Annotated in this window: 18 protein-coding genes; 15 read left to right on the forward strand and 3 right to left on the reverse strand. The window is 53.6% G+C overall.

The window, feature by feature from the left end; genetic code table 11:
* The first annotated feature begins 19 nt into the window (after positions 1-19).
* Genes ACR0BI_RS17765 through ACR0BI_RS17790 form a run of 6 tightly spaced genes read left to right on the forward strand, consistent with a single transcriptional unit; the run spans position 20 to position 5,075 of the window.
* Positions 20-571, forward strand: a complete 552-nt coding sequence (locus tag ACR0BI_RS17765; RefSeq protein WP_480562622.1) for a TRAP transporter small permease subunit — start codon at positions 20-22, stop codon at positions 569-571.
* A complete protein-coding gene (locus tag ACR0BI_RS17770) occupies positions 568-1,872 on the forward strand; it encodes a TRAP transporter large permease (protein ID WP_480562621.1) in 1,305 nt (434 codons plus the stop codon). The genes ACR0BI_RS17765 and ACR0BI_RS17770 overlap by 4 nt, the downstream gene beginning before the upstream one ends.
* A 10-nt stretch (positions 1,873-1,882) precedes the next feature.
* Positions 1,883-2,749, forward strand: a complete 867-nt coding sequence (locus tag ACR0BI_RS17775) for a dioxygenase family protein (RefSeq protein ID WP_480562620.1) — start codon at positions 1,883-1,885, stop codon at positions 2,747-2,749.
* 21 nt (positions 2,750-2,770) lie between these two features.
* Complete coding sequence (locus ACR0BI_RS17780; RefSeq protein ID WP_480562619.1) at positions 2,771-3,577, forward strand: amidohydrolase family protein; 807 nt, start codon at positions 2,771-2,773, stop codon at positions 3,575-3,577.
* Positions 3,574-3,951, forward strand: a complete 378-nt coding sequence (locus ACR0BI_RS17785; RefSeq protein WP_480888635.1) for a hypothetical protein — start codon at positions 3,574-3,576, stop codon at positions 3,949-3,951. Before ACR0BI_RS17780 ends, ACR0BI_RS17785 begins: the two co-directional genes overlap by 4 nt.
* On the forward strand, positions 3,948-5,075 hold the full coding sequence (locus ACR0BI_RS17790) for a cytochrome-c peroxidase (RefSeq protein WP_480562617.1): 1,128 nt from the start codon (positions 3,948-3,950) through the stop codon (positions 5,073-5,075). The genes ACR0BI_RS17785 and ACR0BI_RS17790 overlap by 4 nt, the downstream gene beginning before the upstream one ends.
* Positions 5,076-5,605: 530 nt before the next feature.
* On the opposite strand, the gene ACR0BI_RS17795 is transcribed toward ACR0BI_RS17790, so the two are convergent.
* Positions 5,606-6,247, reverse strand: coding sequence for a TetR family transcriptional regulator C-terminal domain-containing protein (locus ACR0BI_RS17795; protein WP_480562616.1), 642 nt, complete (start codon positions 6,245-6,247; stop codon positions 5,606-5,608).
* A gap of 190 nt (positions 6,248-6,437) precedes the next feature.
* Between ACR0BI_RS17795 and ACR0BI_RS17800 the strand changes: the two genes are divergently transcribed.
* The 7 genes from ACR0BI_RS17800 to ACR0BI_RS17830 all read left to right on the forward strand — a co-directional run bounded on the left by ACR0BI_RS17800 (position 6,438) and on the right by ACR0BI_RS17830 (position 15,250).
* On the forward strand, positions 6,438-7,301 hold the full coding sequence (locus ACR0BI_RS17800) for an ABC transporter permease (protein ID WP_170380962.1): 864 nt from the start codon (positions 6,438-6,440) through the stop codon (positions 7,299-7,301).
* Entirely contained in the window at positions 7,298-8,092 is a 795-nt protein-coding gene (locus ACR0BI_RS17805) for an ABC transporter permease (RefSeq protein ID WP_480562615.1), read from the forward strand. Before ACR0BI_RS17800 ends, ACR0BI_RS17805 begins: the two co-directional genes overlap by 4 nt.
* A 20-nt stretch (positions 8,093-8,112) precedes the next feature.
* A complete protein-coding gene (locus ACR0BI_RS17810; RefSeq protein WP_480562614.1) occupies positions 8,113-9,213 on the forward strand; it encodes an ABC transporter ATP-binding protein in 1,101 nt (366 codons plus the stop codon).
* 18 nt (positions 9,214-9,231) lie between these two features.
* Positions 9,232-10,287, forward strand: a complete 1,056-nt coding sequence (locus ACR0BI_RS17815) for an extracellular solute-binding protein (RefSeq protein WP_170576840.1) — start codon at positions 9,232-9,234, stop codon at positions 10,285-10,287.
* Between the two features lie 94 nt (positions 10,288-10,381).
* A complete protein-coding gene (locus tag ACR0BI_RS17820; RefSeq protein ID WP_480562613.1) occupies positions 10,382-12,448 on the forward strand; it encodes an oxidoreductase in 2,067 nt (688 codons plus the stop codon).
* An 8-nt stretch (positions 12,449-12,456) separates the two neighbouring features.
* Positions 12,457-13,656 carry an aromatic ring-hydroxylating oxygenase subunit alpha gene (locus ACR0BI_RS17825; RefSeq protein ID WP_480562612.1) on the forward strand — a complete coding sequence of 400 codons (1,200 nt, stop codon included), beginning with the start codon at positions 12,457-12,459 and terminating at the stop codon, positions 13,654-13,656.
* Positions 13,657-13,681: 25 nt separating this feature from the next.
* Positions 13,682-15,250 (forward strand): trimethylamine methyltransferase family protein, encoded by a 1,569-nt coding sequence (locus tag ACR0BI_RS17830; RefSeq protein WP_480562611.1) that lies wholly within the window; start codon positions 13,682-13,684, stop codon positions 15,248-15,250.
* A 33-nt stretch (positions 15,251-15,283) separates the two neighbouring features.
* Here the strand turns inward: ACR0BI_RS17830 and ACR0BI_RS17835 are convergent, their stop codons facing one another.
* On the reverse strand, positions 15,284-16,678 hold the full coding sequence (locus ACR0BI_RS17835) for an aminotransferase (protein ID WP_480562610.1): 1,395 nt from the start codon (positions 16,676-16,678) through the stop codon (positions 15,284-15,286).
* 161 nt (positions 16,679-16,839) lie between these two features.
* On the opposite strand from ACR0BI_RS17835, the gene ACR0BI_RS17840 reads away from it, so the two are divergent.
* Positions 16,840-17,451: a TetR/AcrR family transcriptional regulator gene (locus ACR0BI_RS17840; RefSeq protein WP_480562609.1), complete on the forward strand. Its 612-nt coding sequence runs from the start codon at positions 16,840-16,842 to the stop codon at positions 17,449-17,451.
* A 35-nt stretch (positions 17,452-17,486) separates the two neighbouring features.
* Here the strand turns inward: ACR0BI_RS17840 and ACR0BI_RS17845 are convergent, their stop codons facing one another.
* Complete coding sequence (locus ACR0BI_RS17845; protein WP_480562608.1) at positions 17,487-19,298, reverse strand: BCCT family transporter; 1,812 nt, start codon at positions 19,296-19,298, stop codon at positions 17,487-17,489.
* Between the two features lie 804 nt (positions 19,299-20,102).
* Here ACR0BI_RS17845 and ACR0BI_RS17850 point away from each other — a divergent pair.
* Positions 20,103-21,818, forward strand: a complete 1,716-nt coding sequence (locus tag ACR0BI_RS17850) for a caspase family protein (protein WP_480737500.1) — start codon at positions 20,103-20,105, stop codon at positions 21,816-21,818.
* Positions 21,819-21,836 lie beyond the last annotated feature (18 nt).

The following is a 21,836-nucleotide window of genomic DNA, read 5'->3' on the forward strand; positions in this document are numbered from 1 at the left end:
TCCACGAAAGGGTCCTTTCATGCTGAAGACCGCAGTTGCTGGCTTGTCGCGGGTCGCCAAATCGCTTGCTGTCGCCGCCAACGCATTGGGTACGCTTGTCGTCCTAGCGCTGGTGGTCATTCTGAATGTTGACGTCATTGCGCGGGGCCTGTTTTCGGCCCCACTGCGAGGTACCTATGAGATGGTGCAATTCTCGGTCGTGATGATCGTGTTCCTGCAGCTGGCCGACGTTGTCAGAGTGGATCGATTGACGCGCTCAGATGGGTTTCTGAACCTGCTACACCATCGTCGCCCCGGTCTGACAGCTAACCTGAGGCGCATCATCAACGCCATTTCGGCAATCTTCATGGCCTTGATCGCCTATGTAACCTTACCAGAATTTCTTCACATGTGGGAAACACAGGACTACTTCGGAGTGCCCGGTCTTTTCACATTGCCTTGGTGGCCGGTCAAACTGGTCATCGCGTGCGGTACTGCGCTTGCCTGCGTGATCTTCCTGCTCAAGGTCGTCACGGCGCAGGACCGCCCGCAACTTATTCGCACGCCAGAGCATGACGAGGCCGCAGAATGACGCCGATTGAGATTGGCCTGATCTCGGTCATTGCCATAGTCTTTCTGATTTACGCGGGCGTCTACATTCCGATTGCTTTGGGCGTGGTCTCCTTCGTGTCGATCTGGCTGATGCGGGACAACTTCACGCTTGCGCTCAACCTGCTGAAGGTTGCGGTCGGCGACAGCGCGATGGAATACAGTTTCGCGACAATCCCGCTGTTTACCTTTATGGGCCTCATCGTTTCAAAAGCGGGACTAGGCAGGGATATTTACGAGGTCATGACCATGCGATTTCGCAAGGTCAAAGGCGGTATCGGAATGGCGACCGTCGGAGCAAATGCTGTGTTTGCGGCCGTTACCGGGTCGTCCATTGCGTCCGCATCAGTGTTCACCAAGGTCTCGGTCCCGCAGATGATGGCGCAGGCATATAATCCACGTTTTGCGGTTGGGGTTGTGGCCGGGTCGTCGGTTTTGGGGATGATTATTCCACCCTCGGCGATGCTGATCATCTATTCCTTTGTCGCCGAACAGTCCGTAGGGGACATGTTTCTGGCGGGAGTAATACCCGGTATCATGCTGGCAATAGCTTATGTGGGCGCGATCTGGTTGATGGGCCGTTTTACACCTGCATTTGTGGGCGGCCGGGTCGTCGAAGACACCGAATGGATGTCCGGGCGCGAGATCGCATCCAAGACCCTGCCCACATTGTTCATTATCACGGTAGTGCTCGGTGGCATTTACACAGGATGGCTAACCGCTGTCGAGGCGGGTGCCGCCGGGGCACTGGTTGCGCTCGTGATTGCAGTCGTACGCAAGTCCATGACACCAAGAGCGTTCTGGGACGCGTTGCTGGAAACCGGTCACATTACAGCGGCGATCTTGTTCCTGATTACGGCGGCTTCGATCTATAGTCGCATGCTGGGGCTGGCCGGGCTGCCAAATCAGTTGCAGGATTTGCTCGCGGGAAATTCCGCGTCCTTTTGGTCGATCATGCTGCTCTACGTTCTCTTGATGCTTTTTCTGGGAACTTTGCTCGATACTGCGTCCATCATTCTGATCGTCGTCCCGCTGTTCCTGCCCATGGCCGAAGCCCTGGACATGTCGTTGATCTGGTTTGGCATTATCACTGTGGTCGGCGCCGAAATCGGGCTTTTGACCCCGCCTTTGGGCATATCTTGCTTCGTCATCAAATCGACGATCAACGATGACCGAATATCGCTCAAGGATGTATTCATGGGCGCACTTCCCTTTGCGTTCGTGATGCTGATCGTTCTGTTTATTCTGATCGAGTTCCCGATCCTCAGCCTTGCCCTGATTTAAGGAGGCGCAGATGCGCTCTGTTACCAAAGACAATATCACCGACGTGTTCATGGGATACCTGTCCAAGGACACCGATCCGCGGATGAGAGAAATCATGGGGTCTCTGGTCAAACACCTCCATGACTTCGCTCGGGAAACCAACTTGACACATGACGAATGGCGCGCCGGGATTGCGTTTCTGGAGGGATGCGCTGCCGTGGAATCAGAGGACAGGCATGAGTTCGTGCTCGCCTCGGATGTGCTAGGCCTTTCGTCATTGGTGGACATGTTGCATTCAAGTTCTGATGCAACAAGTTCATCCGTACTTGGCCCTTTCCATGTCTCTGGCGCGCCGCCTCTGCCATTCGGCGGGGATATGAAGCGCCACTACGGTGGACCTGTGCTGCTTTCTGAAGGCGTGATCCGGGACACCGATGGTAATCCGATTTCCGGTGCAGAACTGGATATCTGGCAAACCGCGCCGAATGGAATGTATGCAAGCCAAGACGAAGAACAGGACACCTATTCATTCCACGCTCTGATGACGGTTGGGGAGGATGGAAAATATGCGTTCACCACGGTCAAACCGGTGGAATACACAGTTCCGTCGGATGGACCCGTCGGAGACATCCTACGGGCGTGTGGGCGCCATCCTTGGCGGCCTTCGCACCTACACTACATCGTCAAGGCTCCTGGCTACCGTTCTTTGGTGACCGAGATTTTCCCCGACGACGATCCTTATTTGGATCAGGACACGGTGTTTGGAGTTCGGGACGATCTGGTGATGACCTATGTCGAACGGCCGGCTTCAGAATTTCCGGACGGCATGGAACTTTCTGGTACGATCACCGAACCATTCTTGCACGTGAAATTCGACGTGACGCTTGCCAGATTCTGAATAATATTGAGGAGGCATGTGGTGCTTAAACACATCTGCATTTTGAGTGCCGCGCTGTTTTGCAGCAGTGCCATCGCACAAGAGCGCCCGATCTTTGACGCGCATATTCATTACAGCCACGACGCCGTCAAACTGGTGCCACCAGAACAGGTGGCTAAAATCCTTCGGGATGCGGGTGTGCGGAAAGCACTGGTTTCCAGCTCGGATGACAATGGCACTCAGCTTTTGTTAGCCGCGGCACCGGACATCGTCGTTCCAGCACTGCGCCCGTACCGTCGTCGCGGTGAAATCAACACATGGATGCACGATGAAACTGTAATTGACTATTTGGAAGAAAACCTGGCCAAGAACGACTATGAAGCCATCGGCGAGTTTCACGCTTACGGCGACGACATCAAAACGCCGGTCATCCAGCGCATGATTGCACTGGCGAAAGAGCGGAACCTCATTCTACACCACCACGGCGATCGAGAGGCAGTGGACCTGATCTTCGAAACCTGGCCTGAAGCTCGGGTATTGTGGGCGCACTCTGGCTTTGATGATCCAGCGAGCGTTGTTGACGCGCTGGACACGTATCCCAGGCTTTGGGCCGACCTGGCGTTTCGTTCAGACATGGCTTCACGAGGCAGAATTGACCCCGATTGGAAGGAGGCTTTCGAAGCCCATCCGGATCGTTTCATGGTTGGTACGGATACATTTGCCCCGGAACGTTGGTATTACGTAGGACCTCATGCCGATTTTTCGCGTGAATGGCTGGATTTACTGCCGGACCAGATTGCGGACAACATCGCCTTTGCTAACGCAGAACGTTTGCTGACATCAAAATGATCCGTTGCGCCGTCTGTTTTATGATTTGGTCCAGCACGGCTTTTGCTTGTGACGTAATTGGGCAACGTATGAATTCGGAAGTTCAAAACGCACCCGAGATTTATCTGTCCGTCGATGAAATTCCGTTGGCTCAACCGTTTTCCGTACTGGTTTCTATTTGTAGTGAAACTGCCGTGGGCCAAATGCGTGTGGATGCAGTCATGCCCGCTCATCGACACGGTATGAACTATACCCCCAAAGTTAGCGCATTGGGCGGCGGAGCGTTCCTTGTTGATGATATGCTGTTTCACATGCCGGGTTTGTGGGAGCTGCAGGTTGATGTCGACGTCAATGGCCAATCAATTTTCTATACGTCAGAAATTACGCTGAAATGAAGCTGTGGTTTACAGCTGCGCTAATAGCCCTGACAGGTGCAGTGCGTGCAGAGGTCTTGTTATCTGCAGACGAAATTGAACAAACGCTTTCCTTTGGGCCTTGGCCACCATCCTTCCATTCGGACCCAAGCAATAGAGTTTCGAACAATGCCAGAGCGATCGCGCTTGGAGAGTCCTTATTCACCGATCCGGTGTTATCCGTCGACGGTGCATTTTCTTGCGCAAGTTGTCATGATCCGGAACAGGCATTTACAACTCCAGAGGCGCGGGCGCTCGGCCGTGTACTGTTAGATCGAAACACTCCATCACTGCGGAACCTAGCCGGACTCCGCTGGTATGGGTGGGGTGGCAAAAGCGATAACCTTTGGGCAGCTAGCCTGCATCCGATCATCGAAGAACAAGAGATGGCGCACAGCCCCGAAAGCCTAAAAACAGCAATGTCTGAAAGTGCCTACATTGATGACTTTGAAGCTATTTTTGGCGTCATCCAAAATCAGGGCCCAGAGCTTGTTTTGGTGAATGCCGCGAAAGCTCTTTCGGCTTACTTGGGGACTTTGGTTACAGACCGGACGCAGTTTGACGATTTTCGCGATGCCTTAGAGCGTCGAGATTTTCCAGCGGCTGCCTACTACCCCGAGGCAGCCCAGCGAGGTCTTCAGCTGTTTTTAGGGCGCGGGAATTGCGTATTTTGCCACAACGGCCCGAGGTTTTCCAACAATGAGTTCCACGATGCTGGTGTGCCATATTTTTTGAATGAAACCGAGGTCGACGAAGGTCGGTTTAGTGGATTGAACTTTTTGCTCTCAAGCCCCTATACACTGGACGGCGACTGGAATGACGATCCAGATAGGCAAGGTGCTTGGGCGGTTCGTAATCTACGCCGAAGCCACGCTGATTTTGGAACCTTCCGCACGCCCAGCCTGCGCGGAGTGGCTGAAACCGCACCGTACATGCATGACGGCAGCCTAAAGGATCTGAACGCTGTGGTCCGACATTACAGTAAAATCAATACCGAAAGGCTGCACGCCGACGGTGAAGCCATTCTCTCGCAATTGAATTTGTCTGAGCAAGAGATTGCAGATTTAGTTGCGTTTTTGATGACGCTGTCCAAGGCGCCTTACTAAAGCGTTTGTGTTTAAAGCCCGGGAATGGGCTATTTGGCAAGCTGGTTCGGCGACTATCGTTAGCAGTGCGGATGAGGGGGTGCTGCTCGCTCTGGGTCAGAATTGCTTGACGTTTGGGTCAGAAATGGATGACGTGATCGGCCGATTTGTGGAGGTTTTGAAGTCGATTGAGTCAAATATCAGTGACGTTCCACATGTCCTTGTAGGGCGACACATAGTTCTGCCACCAGCGACAGAACCTTGCCATTTTCGCTTCACTTCCTTCATCCAGCACCCAGACTGATTTCATTGGTCCTGACTTCCTTTTGGGAAATTCATGGCTGATTTGCAGATCAGACGCCGAAGGTGCCTGTTCCTGCTGATCTGCCACGTGGCGAACGCGGATGGGGGCGAGGCAATGCTATTCGACAATAGTGGTGCGGCCCGCAGGCACAGCCGAGGACACGGTGTTGTCTAATAGGGTTGCCCGAGGGGGAAGGCAGCGTCTTGTCCACTTCTACAGCAGCCAGATAGGAAACCTGACGCAAGCTCTACTTAAGCAACAAAGCGCCGCTTAGGTCAAAATGCTTCGGGAACATTGCGCGCAGAAATCGAAAAACAATTCTCATTGCTTCGTCACGATCAAATGAATCCGGGTGGAGTAGGTAATCTGTCCACATGCCTTCCAGCATTGCGAGTGTGCCGTGCGTAGCATCCCTAGCAACTTGATTAGGGTGTTCGCTTCCAGCTTCTTTCGCAATTCGAGCGAATGCGTTGAAAACCAGATTACGAAGCTTAGCATCGCGGGTATCTGAAAACGCAGCGATTGCCGCTCTGTTTCGGGCCTCGCCTCGAAACGCGTACCAAATGGAAACGTTTTTCTTATTGAGAATGGCTTCACTCAAGTCGCCCCGAACAATCATCTCAATATGTTCCTGTCCGGTTTGCCCGGTCGTTTCCAACAGGTCGTAAATGCCATTGTAGTATTGTTCGGATGAGTAGCGGGCGGCTTCGTCAACCAAATTGTCTTTGCCGCCAAAATGAAGGTGAATCATGCCGCGGGACAGTTCGGCGCGTTGAATGATTTCGCTGACGGAAGTCTCGGAAATCCCTTTTTCTGCAACCGAGTCGAGTACTGCCTCGATCAGGGAAAGGCGGTTTCGCTCGCGTATTTCTTGTCGTCTTCCAGTCATTGGATCAGGCGGCTCTGTTTGTTTTCAGTCTCTTGCGGTGTCTTCTAATGGCCGGTGTGAATTTGGCCATCCCCAGTTGCGAAATTATCAGTTGACACAGCTAGTCCAAAAATTCCAGATTTAAATGGACGATTGTCCATTTTGTGATCGACATTGTCGTGCCACCGAAAACGAAGCTCAGCAGGGAAGCATGGCCGGAGTACTACGAAGTGAAACGGGCAAGGGCCTGGCACTGAGCGCGCCTGCGACGCTCTATGTCGGCCTGCTCGTGGCTGTTCCGCTTTGCATTCTTGTCGCCTACAGCTTTTGGACCCAGACCTATGTCGAGATTGACCGCACACTGACCTGGGCGAATTACCAAGAGGCGTTTACCGACCCGCTGGTTCGACATCTGATGATCCGGTCGGTCGCGATTGCGGGGGCAGTGACATTGGCGACGGTCGGTCTGGCCTATCCGATTGCCTACTTCATCGCGTTTCGGACGCAGAAAAAAACCCTCTGGCTATTGCTGATTACCATCCCGTTTTGGAGCAGCTACCTGCTGCGGGTGTTCAGCTGGAAATTGATCCTTGGCTTCAATGGGGTGATGAACTCAGCATTGATTTCGCTGGGGCTGATACAGGAACCGCTTACATTCCTGCTCTACAATGAATTCGCCGTTGTCCTTACACTTGCACATGCCTGGGCGCCGTTTGCGATCCTGCCGATTTATGTGTCGCTGCAAAAGATCGACCGCAGCCTCTTGGAGGCCGCAACCGATTTAGGGTGCAGCAAGTTGGAACGGTTTGTGCGCGTAACTTTGCCCCTGACGGTGCCAGGGATCATCGCCGCTTGCTTGATCATTTTCATCCCCACGGTTGGCGACTATGTCACGCCAGCCCTGGTCGGCGGTTCGCAGGGAAAAATGGTGGCCAATTTGATCCAGGTTCAGTTTGGCGCGGCCAATAATTGGCCATTGGGTGCAACCCTGTCTCTGCTTGCCATGCTTTCGGTCGGTTGCGTCGCAATCCTGTTTGTGGTGGTCGTCACCGCACTGGGGCGGAGGATCAGATGACCAAGGCTATTCGTATCCCATGGTTGCTTGTTTACGCGATCGCCTATCTGGTGTTTCTGTACCTGCCAGTTCTGCTCTTGCCGCTGTTTTCATTTAATGACGGAACCATCGTGGCTTTCCCGCTAAAGGGGTTCACGTTGAAGTGGTACGCGCAGTTGGGTCAGCAAGACACGTTGCTGCAGGCGATGGTCAATTCGCTGATCGTCGGCAGTGTGACTGCCTTGATGGCGACGTCTCTGGGCCTGTTCGCCGCGCGCGCCTATGTCCGGTACCGTTTCAAAGGACGGGAATTCTCCGAAGGTCTGGTCATGCTCCCGCTGGTCGTGCCCGGTATCATTGTCGCCAGTTCGATGCTGGTACTGTTCATCAGCGTCGGGTTGAAACCTTCACTGACAACCGTGATTCTTGGGCATGTATTCGTGGCTTTGCCCTTTTCCGTATCGATCATGAAATCGGCCTTTGACGATTTCGACCAGTCGTTGGAAGAGGCTGCCTTCGACCTCGGCGAAAGCGTTGTGGGAACCTTTCGGCGTGTCACTCTGCCTATTGTTGCGCCCGGCATCATCGCCAGCCTGCTGGTGACATTCACCGTGTCGTTTGATGAATTTGTCCTGGCCTTTTTCCTATCCGGGAACAGCCCGACATTGCCGGTCTATATCTGGAGCCAGATCCGCTTCCCGGCAAAATTGCCCAACACGCTGGCGCTTGGGTCGTTGCTTTTGCTGTCTTCGGTCCTGCTGCTGTTGATTGCCGAGTATTTCCGCCGCCGTTCCACCCAGTCCTCGGATTGAAGCCAAAGGAAATGAACAAGATGAGCGAACAGAACATCATCGAAATTCAGGGCGTTGAAAAACGCTTTGGCTCCTTTGTGGCTGTGTCCGATCTGAACCTGACCTTGAAAGAGGGTGAGTTTTTTTCGCTGCTTGGGCCTTCGGGCTGCGGCAAGACCACGGCCCTCCGCATCATCGCCGGGTTTCAGGATCACGAAGAGGGCGAGATCCGGATTGATGGGCGCGTAATGGGCGAGGTGCCTGCCAACAAACGTCCCACCAATATGGTGTTTCAAAGTTATGCAATCTTTCCGCACTTGAATGTGGGCGACAATGTCGGGTTCGGTTTGCGCAAGACAAAGCTCTCGCGCAAGGAAATCAAGGAGCGCGTTGCTGAAGCGCTTGAGATGGTTGAACTTGGCGGCTTGCAGGACCGCAAGGCCAATGAATTGTCGGGCGGTCAGCGTCAACGCGTGGCGCTTGCTCGTGCGTTGGTTATGCGGCCGAAAGTGCTGCTGTTGGATGAGCCTCTTTCCGCGCTGGACAAAAACCTGCGCGAAGCCATGCAGCTGGAAATGCGCCGTCTGCAGCAAAAGCTTGGAGTTACCTTCGTCATGGTCACGCATGACCAATACGAGGCGATGACCATGTCCGATCGCATCGGTGTCATGTTTGCTGGGCAGCTCAAGCAGGTCGACAAGCCCGAAGTTCTGTATTCTCAACCGTGCAATCGGGAAGTGGCTTCTTTTATCGGTGGAATGAACTTTCTGGATGCTGAGGTAACGGCTGAAAATTCTGAAACGCTGGAAGTAACTGTTCAGGGGTTTGGGCAGATGACGATTGGGGTGAATCCAAACGTTCATATGCATGACAAAGAACTGCTGGTCGGCGTTCGGCCCGAACAATTGGAGATCAGCGCAGAAAAACCGGAAGGCTACGACGCTTATGTTCAAGGCGTGGTATCGGACGTCGCCTTCTATGGTGAGAGCGTCCATTATTATGTGCGCATCGACGGATTGCCCGAAAGCATCGCCGTCGCAGTGCCCAACTACTTTCACACAGTCGATCACAGCCGGGGCGATACCGTCTGGCTTGGTGTTCAAAGCGCCTCGGTGATCGATTTGGGCAAACGTGAATCATGAATCTGTGGGAGGAGACAAATGAGTAAAACAGCACCACTTATGGCAGCAGTAGTTGCCACCTTTGCCGCCAGCCAAGCTCTGGCGAACGCCGCTGATCTGACCGTTTTTGACTGGTCCGGATATGAGGATCAGGGTTTCTACGGCGACTATGTCGAAAAATACGGCGGCGCGCCTAGCTACACCTATTTTGGCAGCGTTGAAGAAGCGTTCACAAAGCTTCAGTCCGGTTTTGAAGCTGATTTGGCCCATCCCTGCACGGATGCCCTGAGAAAGTGGGTAGCGGCAGACATGATCAAGCCGATTGACACCAGCAAGCTGGAAAACTGGGACAAGCTGATGCCCAAGATCAAAGAGGTCGATGGCATCACCATTGATGGGCAGACCTACATGGTGCCGTTCGAATGGGGCAATACTGGTCTTATCTATCGAACAGATATGATTTCTGCAGATGACGTTTCGCTGCAATTGCTTGCCGATCCTGCATATCAGGGCAAAGTCGCCATTCCGGACGCCGCTTCCAGTGCCTTTGCAATGGCGGCATTGGCAACCGGCGCCTCCAGCTATACCGATATGAGTGACGAGGAATTCCAAAAAGCGGCGGACTACCTGCGCGCGATTCATCCGAACGTGCGCTTTTATTGGTCTGACGCCGGCCAACTGGATCAGGCAATTGCCAGCGGTGAGGTCACGCTGGGTTGGGGATGGAACCAATCGGAACTGAACCTGATCTGGAACGAAACGCCAGCGGTCATGATGCGTGATGTAGACAAAGGTATCGCAACTTGGGTCTGCGGTTATGTGCATCTGAAATCTGCCAAGCAGTCGGATGAGCAAGTCTATGACATGCTGAACGCGCTCAGCTCTGCGGCAAGCGGTAAATACATCATTGAAAGCTGGGGTTATGCCCACGCCAATGAAGACGCTTTTGCACAGGCAGACCCGGAGCTGATCGAAACCTACGGGTTTTCGGATGTGGACAGCTTCTTTGAAGGCAGCCTGTTCTTTGACGCTGTTAACCCCGAGCTGGAGGCCAAGATGTTGAAGGAATTCGAGCGCATCAAAGCTGGCTTCTAAGGGCACTCTTACAACACAGCCGGGAATGGTGGGGACGTAGAAATCCTTCCATTCCCACGAACCAATTTCCAATTTCCTTGGAGGAAGCGCGGCAATGTCAGGCGCTGACGAATATTCTGTTCTCTTCGAACCGGTCAAGATCGGGCCAGTAACGGCTCGAAACCGGTTCTACCAGGTGCCCCACTGCAATGGTTTGGGTCATTTGCGACCTCACGCCGAAGCTGCCATGCGGGCGATGAAAGCCGAGGGCGGTTGGGCGGTGGTGTCCACTCAGGAGGCCGAGATTCATCCGACTTCAGATTTGTCTCCTTATTCTGAAAACCGAATTTGGGACGATCAGGATATTCCCGCACTGCGTCTGATAACCAACTCAATTCATGAGAAGGGCTCGCTCGCGGCAATCCAATTGGCGCATAACGGGCACCATGCCCAAAACCACCTGACCCGCGCGCCTCTGCTGGCCCCATCAGAACTTGTCTTGCAGACTCCATACCCGAAACAGGCAAGGGCAATGGACAAGGCTGACATTCGAGAATTTCGCAAGTGGCATCGCGCGGCGGCTCGTCGCTCGCGCGAAGCCGGGTTCGACATTGTGTATGTCTATGCGGGGCATCACATGACATTGCCTCATCATTTTCTGCTGCCGCAGTTCAATGATCGGACGGATGAATATGGAGGTTCGTTGGAGAACCGGGTGCGACTGACCCGCGAGCTTCTGGAAGAAACCAAGGAAGAGGTCGGAGATGATTGCGCCATTGCCCTTCGGTTTGCGGTTGATGAAATGCTCGGGTCAGAGGGGATGCAAGCGCAGGAAGAAGGCCGTGCAGTAGTCGAATTGCTGGCCGAGCTTCCAGACCTTTGGGATGTTAATGTGGCGGATTGGAGCAACGACTCTGCGACGACCCGGTTCGAGCCCCGCGACGGCTTTCAGACCTCATACATCGAGTTCGTGAAACAGGTGACTTCTAAGCCTGTTGTGGGCGTCGGGCGTCTTACGTCGCCGGACTTGATGGCGTCACTGGTCAGGAAGGGCATCCTTGATTTTATCGGCGCGGCGCGACCATCCATCGCCGATCCGTTTCTGCCCAACAAAATTAGGGAAGATCGCATCGAAGAAATACGTGAGTGTATCGGTTGCAATATCTGTGTTTCATCCGACTCTCTCGGCGTCCCAATACGCTGTACTCAAAACCCGACTATGGGTGAAGAGTGGCGGAGGAAATGGCATCCTGAGATCATTGAGCGTCGGGTAAACGAGGAAGCTGCGCTTGTTGTCGGCAGCGGACCAGCCGGACTTGAATGCGCCATGCAATTGGCGCGGCGGGGCTACGAGGTAACTCTGGCGGAAGCAAAGCAAGAGTTCGGCGGCCGTGTGATGCAGGAAGCTGCCCTGACCGGGCTATCCGCTTGGAAGCGCGTGACAGATCACAGAATCTACGACCTGCAACAACGCGGGAACGTTCAACTGTTCACCGACAGCCGTTTGTCAGCCAGTGAGGTCATCGAGTTGGGTATACCGAACGTCTTTGTTGCAACCGGCGCAAAATGGCGGCGAGACGGGCGCGGGAAATCTGCATTTCACGGTGCACCAATCGGTTTAGGTTCTCAGATTTTCACTCCGGATGACATTGTGGCCGGAGTCATGCCGCAGGACGGCCCGATTGTGGTCTACGATGATGATCAAGCCTATCTCGGTGGAGTCTTGGCTGATCATTTGGCTCAGGTTGGGCGAGAGGTTGTCTTTGTAACGCCGGCCTCAATAGTTTCGCCGTTTACCGAATTGACGTTGGAGCAGACCAAAGTGCAACGCAGTCTGTTGGAAAAAGGCGTTCGTCTGAACCTGTCCCAGACCTTGGCCGGTGTCGCGCCCGGCCAAGCGACATTGCAGTGCGTCTACACGGGGCGAGAGAACTTCATTGAATGCAGCTCCGTGGTACTGGTGACGCAGCGAATGCGAGAAACCACTCTTTACGACGAGCTTTGCGGTTTGACAGCAAGTCCGCTGGAAACGTTGGAATTAATCGGAGATGCCGCAAACCCCGGCTTGATCGCGGATGCTGTATATTCGGGTCACATGGCTGCCCGGAATTTCGAACGTAACGCGGACGACATCGACCGTGAATTCTTCCGCCGGGAAGTCATTTCCCTTGAATCTGCATGAGGTGCGCTATGCCAAAAGATGACTTGCAAGTAATGCGCGACTTGATGGATGCGCAGCGGGAAGGTTTCGCCATGCCGCGCCATTTCTATACCTCTCAGGCAGTATACGACAACGACATCAGCACGTTCTGGAACCGCAACTGGATCTGGGTCGGCCATGTCAGCCAGGTCGCCGAACCGGGCAACTACTTCCTGTTCGATTACGGCCCGGAATCCATCATCATCGTTCGGGATCGCGAAGGCGAGGTGCGCGCGCATCTGAACGTGTGTCGCCACCGTGGATCGCGGGTTTGCATCGAACAGAAAGGCAAAGCCCGGAACTTCATATGTCCGTATCATGCATGGACATTTGACCTGAACGGCAAGCTGCGAAACGGGCGATCGATGGGACAGGACTTTGACCTAAGCCAGTATGGGTTGTTCCCTGTTCAGGTGAAGACTTTTCAGGGTCTGATCTTTGTCTGCGCCGCAGAAGATGCTCCGCCGCTGGATGCTGCCCTTGAAAGGCTGGCCCCGCTTTCAAAGCCGTTCGATTTTGAAAACCTGAAGGTCGCGCATGAGGCGTCATACCCGGTTCCGGCAAACTGGAAACTGGCTTTGGAAAACTACTTGGAATGCTATCACTGCGCGCCATCCCATCAGGATTATTCGCGTAGCCATTCTCTGAAAGACCCTGCTCAGGTTCTGGAGTTCAGCGGTGCGCTTCATGAGCGGATGAACGAAGCCGGAATTCCCACTGAGGTGCTTGATCTGACGGGAGAAAATGCGGACGCGCCGGGCGCAGATGTATATTGGCGGCGCTACCCCTTGTTCCCCGGTTATGTGACCGGCAGCAAGGATGGAGCGCCTCTGGCGCCGCCTTTGGGCGAACTGAAATCTCTCGATGGAGGAGCAACTGATCTGGGCATCGGCACACTGAACTACTTCCTCGTCTATGCAGATCACGTGGTTGGGTATCGGTTCGTCCCGCGTGCCCTGCAAGAAACAGATATTCAGATCGTCTGGTACGTGCGCAGCGACGCAGAACAGGGCCGCGACTATGACAAGGATGCGCTGACATGGCTCTGGCATGTCACATCGCTCGATGACGAGCGGATCATACGGCACAATCAGGAAGGCGTGAACTCGCACCATTTCGTCCCAGGGCCGTTGTCCGAGATGGAATGGAGCATTCCCGGTTTCTATCGCAACTATTTCAGCATGATCTGACACGCTCAGAATTCGGAGACTAAACATGACAGAGTTAACGCAGCGCAGATCACGACGGCGCGGTGGTGGGCGTGAAGCACGTGCAGCAGTGCGGACCAGCAATGTCGCTTCCCAAGCAATCTGGCCGGGCATTTCGGGTGGACGATACAGGCCTCTTTCAGACGCGGACATGTCGTGTATTCATGAAGCCGCCCTTGGCATTCTGGAGCGTACGGGTGTCGGTGATCCAACGCAGGAAGTTCTTGATCTAGTGCTGCCCAAAGGGGCAACGGTGAACGAGTATGGTAGGCTGTGCTTTCCTCGCGCGTTGATGGAAGATCTTTTAGCTAAGGCGGCCAGCGAATTTTATGTCCATGCGCGCGGATCTCGGGCCGGTAAGGACGATATGCACTGCACCAAGGACAAGGTGTACTACGCAAACTCCGGCACCGCTGTGACAACGTTCGACGCAGAAACGCGCAGTTACCGGCCATCAACTCTCAAGGACATCTACGATTTCACCCGTCTGGTAGACCGGCTCGACAACATTCACATGACTGGCGACACGGTTCTGGCAACGGATGTGCCGCAGGACTACGAGCATGACATGAGCATGCTCTACGCGATCTTGGCGGGTTCCGAAAAGCCATCCTGTCTGACGTTCCGTACGCGCGAGCATATTCAGGACGCGATCCATTTATTCGATCTGGCTTCGGGCGGGGAGGGCAAGTTCCTTGAAAAGCCCTCGGTCATTTTTGGCGGTTGCCCCATTGTTTCACCGCTTAGGTTCGGGCGGGAAAACCTGGAAATCCTGATTGATACAGCGAAGATGGGACTTGTCTGCGATTTGGCTGTTCCGCCACAAGCTGGGGCGACTTCACCTGCGCCGTTGGCCGGAACACTGGCCCAAGCCGTAGCTGAGACCTTGTCATGCGTCGCCATTGCAAACTTGATCAATCCGGGCACCCCGGTCGTCTTTGCGGCATGGCCGTTTATTACCGATCTGCGCACCGGTTCCTTCACTGGTGGAAGCGGAGAGCAAGCGTTGATCTCCGCGGCGGCAATTCAGATGGGCAACTTCTACAACCTGCCGACCAGCGTCGGGTGCGGCATGACGGATTCCAAGATACCTGATGCGCAATATGGTTTGGAGAAGGCGTTGACCTTCGCGTTGGCAGCCCATGCTGGGGCCAACCGGCTCTGTGAATTTGGCGGGATGGTTGGCAGCCTGATGGGCTGTAGTTTCGAGTCCATGGTCATCGACAACGAGGCCGCTGGTATGATCTCAAGAACACTTCGTGGGATCGAGGTGAGCGACGACACGCTGTCGGTCGACGTCATTCATGAATGCGCAATTGATCCCGGTCACTTCCTCGGCAACGCGCAGACTTTGCAATACATGGAAACCGAGTATGTCTACCCGACCCTCATGGACCGAGAGCTGACCGATACTTGGGAAAAAGCTGGTCGTCAGGACATGTTCGAACGGAGCCGATCCGTTGTGGATGACATTCTGTCCAATCACTATCCGAACTACTTTGGCAGCAAGGTGGACGAAGAGGTTCGGTCCAGGTTCCCGATCAAATTGCCCCCCGAGGCAATGCGCGCTGGGTAAGCGCCGCTGAGCGTAGGGCGGGCGCGGTTGTGCCTAAGTTTTGAATACGCCTTGGCGCGTCAGGTCTTCGGTTGTTAGCCGGATTCCTTTTTCAAGGATGTCAAACATCTCGTTCAACTCGCCCTCCGTGATGATCAGCGGAGGGGAGAACACACACATGTTGATGATGGGCCGCAAGATCAGGCCGTTTTCCTGGCAATATTGATCAATCATCGCACCAACGGACTTATCAAGATCCAATTGATTGTTAGCCTCGGCGTCCGCAACGCACTCAACGCAACCAACCAGTCCCATACCGCGGGCATCGCCGACCAGCGGCAAGTCGGCCAGAGCCTGAAGACGCTCTTCGAACAAGGGCGTGATCGCGCGGACATGTTCCAGAACGCCGTCGCGCACCATGATTTCAATGGTTTTCAAACCTGCCGCTGCGCTCACTGGGTGGCCCGAATATGTGAAACCATTTGAAAAGGTGGCATCCTGCCCGTTGTCTCCGCTCACATCTGCAATCAGCCGGTCAGAGATAATACAGGCCCCCATGGGTACATACCCTGACGTCATGCCTTTGGCGCAGGTGATGATATCAGGTTGAATTCCAAAGACGTCTTCCGAAGCAAACCAATGTCCAAGCCGCCCAAAACCGGTTACGACCTCGTCTGAAATATACAGGACATCGTATTTCCGGCAGATTTCCAGGCAGCGCTGATGATACCCCCGTGGAGGCACAATGACGCCACCAGAGCACAAGATCGGTTCAGCGATGAAAGCAGCGACCTTGCCTGCTCCAGTCTGCAGGATCGTGTTCTCCAGATCAGCAATTTTTTCGTCCAGGAAATCATTGATCGTCTGATCGGGGCGACGCGTATACGGGTTCACATTCGGTAGGAAACGCGTAAGGTCCGAGGCCTGATCCAACCAACCTTTGTCGCGCTCTTTTCCGGAAACCGAGGCCGCCAGGTACGTCGATCCGTGATAGGCCTTCTGCCGTGAGATTACGATCTTCTTTTCAGGTTTGCCCAGCAGGTTGTTGCGGAATTGTACAAAACGTATGGCGCTATCAACGGCCGTTGATCCACCCGTTGTGAAGAACACGTGGTTTAGGTCACCCGGGGTTCTCTTGGCAATCTCATGTGCCAACCGGGCTGGAGCCGAGTTGGCATTATTGAAGGGCGAAAAATACGCCATCGCTTTCGCCTGCTGCGCCATCGCATCGGCAATCTCGGTGTTTCCATATCCCAGTTGAACACACCACATCCCGGCAGGCCCGTCTATCAGGCGCTTTCCGTCCTCCGTCACGACGTGGATACCAAGACCGCTTTCGGCAAAAGTTCGTTCATTTTGGCCTAGGTACGACATCCCCTCCCACGGGTGCAGGAAGTGTTTGTTGTCCCAGTCACGTACAGACTGAAAATCGGAGTTCAAGAGTGTCATTTGGAACCTGTATGAAACACTTATCACAAAATGAACAAACATTCATTCAGTGTCAATCCTTGAACTTCTGCTCCTCTAGATGCGACAAGTAACAGGCGCGTTCCTCAACAAAGGAAAAAGACATTTCTGCCAAGACTGATATCCCAACTAATGCACGAGATTTGAGCAAGCTGCAGAACCGAAAGCAGTTGATCCACGCGGCAGCAGACGCAATCCATAAGTACGGAATTCGCGGAACGACCTCGGCAAGAATTCAGGAGCTGTCAGGGTTATCGCGGGGAATGGTGAACCTGCACTTTGGCTCAAAGGAGAAGCTGCTGCTCGCCGTGGCAGAGGAGCTATCAGCGCGGTACGCAAGGCAATGGAAGGCAATCGCAGATAACCCCGAGTTTGGCCCTGCGGACAAGCTGATCTCTATCATAAAAGCTGATTTCAACCCGTTGGTCCTTAATGCGCGGGACGTTGCGATCTGGTTTTCGTTTCGGGCCGAAGCGCTCTCGAATCCACACATTTTTCCTTTCATCGACTCGCGGGACAAAGGTTTCCGAGCGGTGATCCAAGACCTGTTGAAGCAAATTGAGAGTGAAGGTGAGTACGAAGACATCGACGCCAAACTTGCAACAGACGCTTTGATTGCTTTGCTGGAAGGACTCTGGACCGACTACCATTTGCACTCAGAAATCTTCAATCCCGAGGAGGCTTTGAAGATCTGCCTGTATGTATTGCAGTCAATGTTTCCGAAGCACTTTGTGACACAGTCGTTTCACATGTGACCGCGACAAAATGATTGAGAGTGTACTAGGGTTAATCACAAACCAGTTCGGGTTTCGCGGTTCAATCGGCGCAGGTCGTTTATCATTGCTTTGGCCAGAGAGACGCACATGAGCAGCAAGACGACACTGAACGGCAGCGCGCCGATTATCATGGAATTGGTCAAAGCCTCTAATCCGCCGCCGCCAGCGACAAGCAGAGTTCCAATGACAAGGGCCAGAAGAACGCCCCACAGGATACGATGAAGCGGGCTGGTGTCTTCAGACCCACCGGACATGATCGTGTTCATCACAAGGATGCCAGAGTCGGCGGAAGTAACAAGGAATGTCATGGTTAACATCACGCACATGACACTCACTACCGTGAGCAAGTTGCCCGATAGCATTTCCCCCAAGGTGACAAACAGTGTTGCCGTCGTTGAAGCGGCCAGGATAGATCCATTTGCATCCCCGTTAAGCTCCAAATCGATGGCGGCCCCGCCAAGTATGGCCATCCACGCGAAGCACACGAGGGAAGGGGCAATGACGGCCCCAAGTATGAATTCGCGTACGGTTCGTCCCCTGGAGATACGCGCTAAGAAAAGGCCGACAAAAGGCGAAAACGCGATCCACCATGCCCAGTAGAATGTAGTCCATCCGGCCTGCCATCCGAACAACCTGCCTCGTGTGCCCGCGTCATAAACTGCAGTCTTGGTTGCATCAGAAAGACCGGCTGAATCGTTGCTCAAACCCTCAAGATAGGTTGCGTTTGTTCCCCATGGATCAGTTGCACCTGCGAAGAGTTCGCCGACAAAGGGCGCCGCCTCTGCTGGCAATACGGAGGCAAACTCGACTTCGGAAATCGGTCGAAAAGCCTGGAAACTCAGAGGGACAAAGTTTTTGATATAGTCAACCAGCGCTGTAGCATAGGTCGTCGCCGCAAATGCGAATGAGCCATAAACAATGAATACCGCCAGCAATACCATTGAAAAGAGAAGATTAATGTTTGACAAGTACTTGACACCACGCCCCACGCCAGAGACGGCTGAGAGTGTGGACATAATCATAACAACGATCAACGCCGTAATTAGGCCGGCGGTCGACGGAATCATTTTGGTTACGTCTTTCTCCACAAGCCAATTCGCACCAGTAATTAGAAACGCACCGTCCACTAATTGAGAAACGCCATATCCGATCGTTACCGCCACGCCGAGTATTGTCGCAACGACGCCGAGCACATCGATCACATGCCCTGCAACACCGTTTGAGTATTCTCCGAGCAATGGGGTCAGTGCGGTGCGGATTGTTAGCGGCATGCCTCTTGTAAACGCGTAATAGGCAAGGCTAAGGCCGGTGACGACGTATATTGCCCAGGCGTGAAATCCGGTGTGCAAAAATGTATAGCGGTAGGCTCCTTGAATTGCGTCCTCGCTTTTGGGTGTGATTTCCCCGGAAATAGTCAATGGATTGGTTTCCCAAAGGCCAAGTGGTTCAGCGGTTGCATAGACCATTAGGCCCACGCCCAGACCCGCCCCAAACATCATCGAAAACCATGAGAAGTTCGAAAATTCCGGTTTCTCATCATCTAAGCCCAACCTTATTCGGCCAGTTGATGGAATAAGCGCGACAAGGAAGAGGAAGAGTACAAATAATCCAACGGAAAGGTTGTAGAAGGTATTGAACTCGGACAGCATTCCTGACTTCCAAGATCGCAGTGTATCGTTCGCTGATAGTGGCCAAACCAGCGCCCAGAGAACAAGCAGAGAAACCGAGAGTTTGCTGACTAGAGCAATCGGCAGGCTATACCCTTTGTAAAAGCCAGTCCGCTGAGTCCTTATTTTGAGGTCTGTGAAAGGTTCTTCAAGCGCCATGTTTTCTCGGTCTTGCATAAATTGACTGCTTTGCACGCCGCACTGCCAGTCGCTGGGTTCCAGACTAGATTACTTTCAGACAGAATAGGACTGTAGCTGCGGAAGCGATAGCTGAGAGGAAGAACTTTGAGTCGCAAATGGCAAAACCTTTGCGGTTATGAAATTTTGAATGACTCAAAATCAAAGGCTTAGCCATTGTTCAATGGCAAAACTATGTGTCGCACGACAACTCTTGTCAGGCGACACATAGTTCTGCCACCAGCGACAGAACCTTTCCATTTTCGCCTCACATCCTTCCATCCAGCACCTAGACCGATTTCAATGATCCTGACTTCCCTTTTGGGAAAATCAGGGCTGATTTGCAGATCAGACGCTGAAGGCGCCTGTTCCTGCTGATCTGCCACGTGGCGAACGCGGATGGGGGCGAGGCAATGCTATTCGACAATAGTGGTGCGGCCCGCAGGCGTAGCAGCGGTCCATTTGGGTCCGGCATTGGATCGCAGAGAAGTTGAGACTAAGCCAGCTGGCCGACGGTTTTGGAGAATTTGTGCCGATTGACGATGGTTTGACGCGGATCGGGTAGTCAAAGCAAGTTGGAACTCACACTAAATTATGAAACGGGAAGTTTTAGCGCAGTTAATGGGGTGAAATCGGCGACGCACTCAGCAAATTATTTTAGCCTTATCGCGGTTTGATGTGGATTATGTTAAAGTAACTACGGCTTTTGTGGACGAAGTTGTAATGCTGGTACACCTTGTTTATCTGGTTTTTTCGCGACTTAGGTCTGGCTTCATTGCTATTGTCATGTTCGGACCTGCAATTGTACTGGCGGACATATCTGATGCCAGGCGTATGGCGCTTGTCATAGGAAATTCGAAGTATGAGTACGTTACAAATATTCCAAACTCGGCAAATGATGCGCGGGATATAGCGGCCGCGCTTGGTCGGATAAGTTTTAATGTGACCGAACTATACGATCTCGACTACCGTCAAATGCGGCTGGCCCTTCGGGATTTTTCCGATAAGGCTGCGAAAGCTGACGTGGTGTTGGTCTATTTCGCGGGTCATGGCATCGAAATAGACAACACCAATTACCTGATTCCCACCAACGCGGAACTCAAAAGCGATAAGGATGTGGAATTCGAGGCTATACGGCTGGACTCGGTGCTAAATGCGGTATCTACGGCGAAAGGTCTCAAGCTTGTTCTTATTGACGCCTGCCGAAACAATCCGTTCCTTTCAGATATGGAGCGCACAACCGCAACGCGGTCCATCGGGCAGGGATTGGGCAGTATTGATCCCGGAGGTGTTCTGGTCGGTTATTCCGCGCGCGGCGGAACTCTGGCGTTGGACGGTGATGGCCGAAACAGCCCCTATGCCGAAGCCCTGCTTGAACATATCGAGGTGCCGGGGCTGGAACTTGGCAAACTGTTTCGAAAAGTACGCGACACCGTCTTTGAACTTACCGATGGTTATCAGGAGCCTTTTACCTACGGTTCATTGCCCGGGCGTGATATCTATCTGGTACCGGCGGCGGTGAGTGCCCCGTCGGTCGTGCAGGAAGCCTCGAAGGTCGCGACCGATCCCGTGGACGAGCGTCAAAGTTCGGCCGAGCGGGTTTTGCGCGAAGCCCTGACACTGGCAGACGAAACCACGAAACAGAATGCGCTGAAATTGATTGCGCAGCTCTACCCGGACACGCGCGCCGGTCAATATGCGCAAGGTGTTTTGGATGCCGCCAGCAGCACGAACCGAAATCCGGCAACGCATGTTGCCCCAAAAACAACGGAAGAACCGCTGCGGCAGGACGTGCCCGAGGACAAGACTGCTGCACGGTCAAGTGCAACATCGAATACCGAAGCCAATTTGAATCTAAGCCGCGGCGACTACCGAAACATTCAGCGCGGCCTGAATGTTCTTGGCTTCGCTGCCGGACCTGAAGACGGTATTTTCGGCCCCAGATCGCGCGCCGCGCTTGAGAGATTTCAAAGTAAGAACGGCGTGGCCAGGACTGGCTATTTGACTGCAGAAAGCGTTGCAGTTCTCAGCAGCATTCCTCAGCCGGAACGCCAGGAACCGGTTCAAAAGACAAGTCGGGGTCAGACGCTGGTTGCTCCGGAAGCGGCGTCGGCGACCTCTGCTGCGATTGGATTCAACGGCGAGTATGTCGTTAATATTCGTCGGCGACCGGACCCGCTGGGCACGGATGCCGGTTCCGGGATCGACACGGTGCTTTGGCTGAAATATCGCAAGACCGATGCTGGATTCGCGCTAGTAAATGCGGTCGATCGCTCCAAAGGGGGTGATAGCCGGTCCAAGAAATATCGGGCATCTTTGTCCGACAAAGGGCGTTTGAAAGTTTCCGGACGCACGAATTTTCTGTTCAACAGCGTTTATGTAGTACCCTTCTCGGTCACGCTGGACTTGCCTTCAACTTTGGCACCCAACGCGTCAATACGCAGCAATCAGGGGCGATTTGACAAGAATTGGTACGTCGATGTTGTTGTGACGCGAAAATAGGATTCACCACCAATTCCA

The organism is Ruegeria sp. E5 (assembly GCF_056534105.1).